Here is a 5649-nt window from a genome sequence, read left to right on the forward strand (position 1 = left end):
CCCCCGGACCTCGTGGAGCGCCTGCGCGCCGAGGTCGCCGTCCCGCGCTAAACCTGGGCTGGCTCTGCCGCGTCAGCAGCCCCCGGTCATCCACGCACGGCAATCCCTCGCCCGGAAACGGCAAACGGGGCCGCGATCCGGAGGGATCGCGGCCCCGTTCTGGGGTGGTGCGCTACTCGGCGACGGTGGTCGCCGCGGCCTCGGCCGCTGCGGGGGCCGCCTGGCCCTCGCCATCGGCGCGGGTGCGACGGCGGCGACGGCGGCGGGCGCTCGTCGAGGTGCCCTCGCCAGCGGCCACCGGGGCGTCGCCCTCGGGGCGGCTCTCGGCGGGCTGGCGCGGGGCGCGGGGCTCGCGGGGGGCGCGGTCCTCGCGCGGCGCGCGCTCGCGGCGGCTGCGGTCGCCGGAACGGCCACCGTCACGGCCGCCCTCGCGCTTCGGGCCGGAGCCGGAGCGCGAGGAGGACTCGACGGGGGCGGCCGCCTTCAGGCGACCCTTCGACCCCTCGGGGATGTTCAGGTCCGTAAACAGGTGCGGCGAGGAGGAGTAAGTCTCCTGGGGCTCCGGGATGCCGAAGTCCAGCGCCTTGTTAATGAGCGCCCACTTGTGCAGGTCGTCCCAGTCGACGAAGGTCACGGCGATGCCGGTGCGGCCAGCGCGACCCGTGCGCCCGGCGCGGTGGAGGTAGGTCTGGTCCTCGTCGGGCACCGTGTGGTTGATGACGTGGGTCACGTCGTCCACGTCGATGCCGCGCGCGGCCACGTCGGTCGCGATGAGGATGTCCTTCTTACCGGCCTTGAACGCGGCCATCGCGCGCTCGCGCTGGTCCTGGTTCAGGTCGCCGTGCACGCTCGCGGCGTTGAAGCCGCGCTCGGTCAGCTCCTCCTGCAGCTTCGCGGCGGCGCGCTTGGTGCGGGTGAAGATCACGGTCTTGCCGCGGCCCTCGGCCTGCAGGATCCGGCCGATGACCTCGATCTTGTCCAGCGAGTGCGCGCGGTAGATCAGGTGCTCGATGTTCGCCTGGGTCAGGCCCTCATCGGGGTTCGTCGCGCGGATGTGGATCGGGCGCGACATGAAGCGCCGCGCCAGGGTCACGATCGTGCCCGGCATGGTCGCCGAGAACAGCATCGTGTGCCGGGTCGCGGGCGTCTGTGCGAACAGCTTCTCGATGTCCGGGAGGAAGCCCAGGTCGAGCATCTTGTCGGCCTCGTCGAGCACCATCTCGCGCACGTTACCGAGGTTCAGCAGGCGCTGGCTGGCGAGGTCGAGCAAGCGGCCGGGGGTGCCGACGATGATCTGCGCCCCCGCCTTGATCTGCTCGATCTGCTCCTCATACGCCTTGCCGCCGTAGATCGGGACGACGGTCGCGGCGCGGTCGCGCGCGGCCAGCTCGAGGTCCTCGTACACCTGGACGCACAGCTCGCGCGTGGGCACCACGACGAGGGCCTGCACGCCCGGCGCGGGGTTCGCGCCGATTCGCTGCAGGACGGGGAGGCCGAAGCCGAAGGTCTTGCCGGTGCCGGTCTTCGCCTGGCCAATGATGTCCTGGCCGGTCAGCGCCAGCGGGATCGTCTCTTCCTGGATGGGGAACGCCTCAACGATGCCCTGCTCCGCGAGGACGTCCACCATGTCCTGGTCGACGCCCAGTTCCGCAAATGTAGTCAATTCTTACCCTGTTCGGTTCGTGTGGTCTACGCCCTGAACTTCTCCCAGGCGTAGGGCGGCGGCTCCTCGGCACACCGCGAATACTGTCAAGTGTAGTTTGTCGCATGCGGCTGTGGATAAACTGGTGCGATGTTCTCTTGGTTTCGTTCGCTGGGCAAGCCGACAGCTCCCTCCCGCAAGATGCGGTCTCGGGGCGATCAGGACGACGCCACGAAGGTCGCGCTGAAGGAGCTCGCTCCCGAGATCCTGCCCTTCCTGGGGCTCGTCGCCTACCTGGAGCTTGAGGTCTACGAGGCCAGCACCCGCGCCGTGGCGCAAGCGCCCACCCTGCAAGCCAAGGACGTCCTGAGCACCGCAGCCGGGATCGCCCTGCACAAGCAGCAGGCCTTCGCGGAGGAAATCCGTCGGCGCGGGCACGAACCGCACACCGTCATGGCCCCGTACACGGGCGTGATCGACCGCTACCTCGCCAGGATCGAGACCGACGACTGGCACGAGATCGTGCTGAGCGTCTACCTCGTCGCCGGGCTCTTCGACGACTTCTTCGCCACGCTCGGCGGCGGGCTCAAGGACCGCTTCGCGACGGATGCCGTGCGGATCCTCGCCGAGAACACGGGACGCGACGCGGTCCAGGAACTGCTGCGCTCCGAAATCGCCGCCGTGCCCGGGCTCGGCGACCGGCTCGCCCTGTGGGGCCGCCGCCTCGTCGGCGACACCCTGCTCGTTGCCCGCGGCGTGCTCGACCTGAGCGAGAACCGGATCATTGACCAGGCCCGCGTCGAGCCCGTGTTCAGCGAGCTCATCGCCGACCACATCCGCCGCATGGACGCGCTCGGGCTGACCGCGTAGGGACCGTCCCCGTCAGGGGCGAACGCCTCCCTCGCGCGGGCGTCGTGTCGAACCCGGGAGATGCCCCTTTCGCTGAGGTGCCCCGCTGACTACGCTGGAGAACAGCGACGTCGCCAGGGCTCGCAGAATCCGGGGGGATCATGCGCACAATACGGGACGAAGCGGCAACGGACCAGGCCGCGATTGCACCGAGCGAGCGGGCCGCACGTCGGCCTCGCCGCGTCGGAGCGGCGCTGCTCGCCCTGAGCATCGGCCTGTTCGGGAGCGTCGCCGGGGCCGCCGCTGCTCAGGCAGCAGAACCCCCCGCCCTCGGCAGCGACGGGCAAAACGTCGTCCTCAAGGACGACATCATGAGCCACGAGAGAACCGGTCCGCAGGGGCTGCTCGAGCCCGGGGCGAACGGAGACTTCTACGGCTCGCTCTGGTCCGGCAGCAACAACACGAGCCAGGAGGCCGTGTTCCGCTACTTCGAACACCCGCGCGGCGAGGCTGGCCCGCCCCCCGTCCGGATCGAGACAAACGTCGGCTCGCTCACGGGCAAGGTCTACTCGCTGAGCACCGACGCGGACGGCAACTTCTATACCCTGCACCGGGACCCTGCCGGCGGAGCCGATCCGAGGGGGTACCAGGTCACCCGATGGTCCCCGGACGGCTCCGCGCACGTCAGCAAGCCCGTCACGGTTCCCGGCCACCCCGCCGCTGAGATCGTCGGAATTGCCGTGACCGGCACGGGAGACGACGTCACGGTGACCTACCGCGTCGACGAGCGCGGCAACACCGCGGCCAATGGGGTGTGGCGGGGGGCCTGGGGCGACGCGCCAGCCCCGATGCACGCGACCCCGATCCCGTCCTCCCCGAATCCCTATCAGTCGCCCTACCTCGAGGTCGGCACGCTTGCCGACGGCACCGAGGTCGTCTACTTCCAGATCGCCCCGACGGAGCTCGGCATCCTGATCGACGGGCAGATCACCTCACCCGACACAAACTTCGGGTTCACGGACACCGCCGAAGGACCCACGGGGCAGCCCGACCTGAGCGAGATTACCTGGGACGAGGGCGGTCAGCCCAGACTGGGGCAAATGATCCAGGGCATCGACGCGCGCCAGGCGGGACAGGGCGCGCTCTACGTGAGCACCGGATGGTCGCTCTTTCGGCTTGACCCCCTGATGACCCAAGCTCCCGAGGAAATCCTCGACTTCGCCGAGATCGACTTTTTCACGTTCTACCAGAGTCGCTTCGGCACGGACGGTCGCCTGTACCTCTCGGGCTTCGGCCCCTGGGGAGTCATGCCGGTGGACATTCTCACCCTGGCCGCCCCGTCCCTGAGCTACCCCGGGGGCCTGAGCGCGAACCTCTGCGCCATCGCGTCCGGCGACGCCGTGACGGTGACGCCGGATGCCGTCGCGGGCACTCCCGCCCCGAGCTGGTTTGTCGCGGACGGCGACCTGCCCGCCGGGGTGACGCTCGACCGGGACACGGGGGCGCTCACCCTGGAGCCGGGCGGCGAACTCGACGCGACCGAGGTGACGATCACCGCGAAGAACGGGGTCACGGGCGGCACGCCGTCTGCCACGATCACCGCGCAGGTCAGCAAGACGCCGCTGCCCTTTGCCCAGACCACCGAGCCGGTCATCACCGGGGAACCCGAGCCGGGCGAGACACTCACGGCCTCGGTCGCAGCCTGGATCCCGGCCGCGGAGCTCGCGCTGCAGTGGTTCCGTGACGGGAAAGCGATCGCGGGGGAGACGGGCGCGGCCTACACGGTGACCGAGGCCGACCAGGGCACGGAGCTCTCGGTGCGGGCCAAGGGCACCGCGGAGTGCCGGACCCCCGCGCAGACCGATTCCGAGGCGTTCCTCGTGCCGGACGCCGAAGACCCGGGCACCCCGCCAACGCACCAGCCCGACCCGAAGCCGACTCAGCCGGCCACGCCGCCGGCCGAGAAGGGCCCGGTGACGCCCGCGACCCCGGGCACGCCGAACCTCGTGGAGACCGGCGGCGACGCGGTCGTCTGGATCTCCGCCGGCGCGCTCGCCGTCGCCGCGGTGCTCGCGGGCGCGATCATCCTCCTGGGCCGCTTCCGGAAGCGCTAGGGTCGCGCCCAGCCGGGCCTGGGGGGCTCGGCCCGGCTGGGAAAGCCCGGAGCGTTGGGCGTTTTCGTTGAAGCGACAACTGTTTTTCGCGTACGGTGGGGCGGTCGCCCGCGCCGGGCGGCCCGCGCTCACGAAAGGCCTCCATGCCACGCTCCGCCCCGTCCCATCCCGCGCGACCGCGCCCCGCCTCCCGCCCGAAGCGCGGCACCTGGGTCGCCATCATCGTCGCCGCGGTGCTCGTCCTCGCGGGCGGCATCGCCTGGGCCGCCATCGCCCTGGCCGCCGACGGGGACGGAGAGCAGCGGGGGCTGCTCGGGGAGCGCGTCGGCATGGGCGGGGTCGAGCTGCGCGTCGCCAACCTCGACCTTGTGCGGGGCTTCTACGAGGACGCGGTCGGCCTCGACGTGCTGGACGCGGACGAGGACCGTGCCGTGCTCGGAGCGGACGGCCGCGCGCTGATCACCCTGGAGCAGGAGCGCGCGGACACGATCACCCCCGACAGCCCGAGCGAGGCCGGGCTCTTCCACTCGGCGATCCTGTTCCCGAGCGAGCGCGACCTCGCGGCCACCCTCCAGCGCATCGCCGACACCGCGCCCGAGCGATACCAGGGCAGCGCCGACCACCACGTCAGCCAGGCCTTCTACTTCGGCGACCCCGAGGGCAACGGGCTCGAACTCTATGTCGACCGCCCCCGGGACGAGTGGACCTGGACGGGGGACCGGGTGCAGATGGGCAGCGACCCCCTCGACCCCAATCAGTTCATTCAGCAGCACCTCGGCGACGGCGATGCCGCGGACGCCGTGATGGGACACGTGCACCTGCGCGTGGGGGACACCGAGGAAGCGAAGCGCTTCTATCACGGCGTGCTCGGCTTCGACGTGACCGCCGAGGAGCCGGACGCGCTGTTCCTCTCGGCCGGGGGATACCATCACCACCTCGCCGCGAACTCCTGGAACAGCCGGGGGGCAGGGGTGCGCGCGGACGGGCTCGGGCTGATCCGCTTCACGGTGCAGCTCGGCTCGGCCGAGGAACTCGCGGGCATCA

The 5649-nt window shown here is 71.0% G+C and carries 4 protein-coding genes; 3 read left to right on the plus strand and 1 reads right to left on the minus strand.

The features are described from left to right. Positions 1–172 precede the first annotated feature (172 nt). Positions 173–1627, minus strand: coding sequence for a DEAD/DEAH box helicase (locus OOT08_RS15050; protein WP_325093685.1), 1455 nt, complete (start codon positions 1625–1627; stop codon positions 173–175). Positions 1628–1792: 165 nt separating this feature from the next. Between OOT08_RS15050 and OOT08_RS15055 the strand changes: the two genes are divergently transcribed. The 3 genes from OOT08_RS15055 to OOT08_RS15065 form a co-directional block, all read left to right on the plus strand. After that, a complete protein-coding gene (locus OOT08_RS15055; RefSeq protein ID WP_325093608.1) occupies positions 1793–2512 on the plus strand; it encodes a ferritin-like fold-containing protein in 720 nt (239 codons plus the stop codon). 140 nt (positions 2513–2652) lie between these two features. Beyond that, positions 2653–4605, plus strand: coding sequence for a hypothetical protein (locus OOT08_RS15060; protein ID WP_325093609.1), 1953 nt, complete (start codon positions 2653–2655; stop codon positions 4603–4605). Between the two features lie 143 nt (positions 4606–4748). After that, positions 4749–5649 (plus strand): VOC family protein (locus OOT08_RS15065; RefSeq protein WP_325093610.1); only part of this gene is annotated, 901 nt, incomplete at its 3' end.

The organism is Leucobacter sp. M11 (assembly GCF_035726885.1).
Lineage (GTDB): Bacteria > Actinomycetota > Actinomycetes > Actinomycetales > Microbacteriaceae > JAPFRB01.

Coding starts and splice junctions, on each gene's coding strand:
- OOT08_RS15050 (WP_325093685.1), bottom strand. CDS start 1,627: ATGGTGGACGTCCTCGCGGAGCAGGGCATCGTTGAGGCGTTCCCCATC.
- OOT08_RS15055 (WP_325093608.1), top strand. CDS start 1,793: ATGTTCTCTTGGTTTCGTTCGCTGGGCAAGCCGACAGCTCCCTCCCGC.
- OOT08_RS15060 (WP_325093609.1), top strand. CDS start 2,653: ATGCGCACAATACGGGACGAAGCGGCAACGGACCAGGCCGCGATTGCA.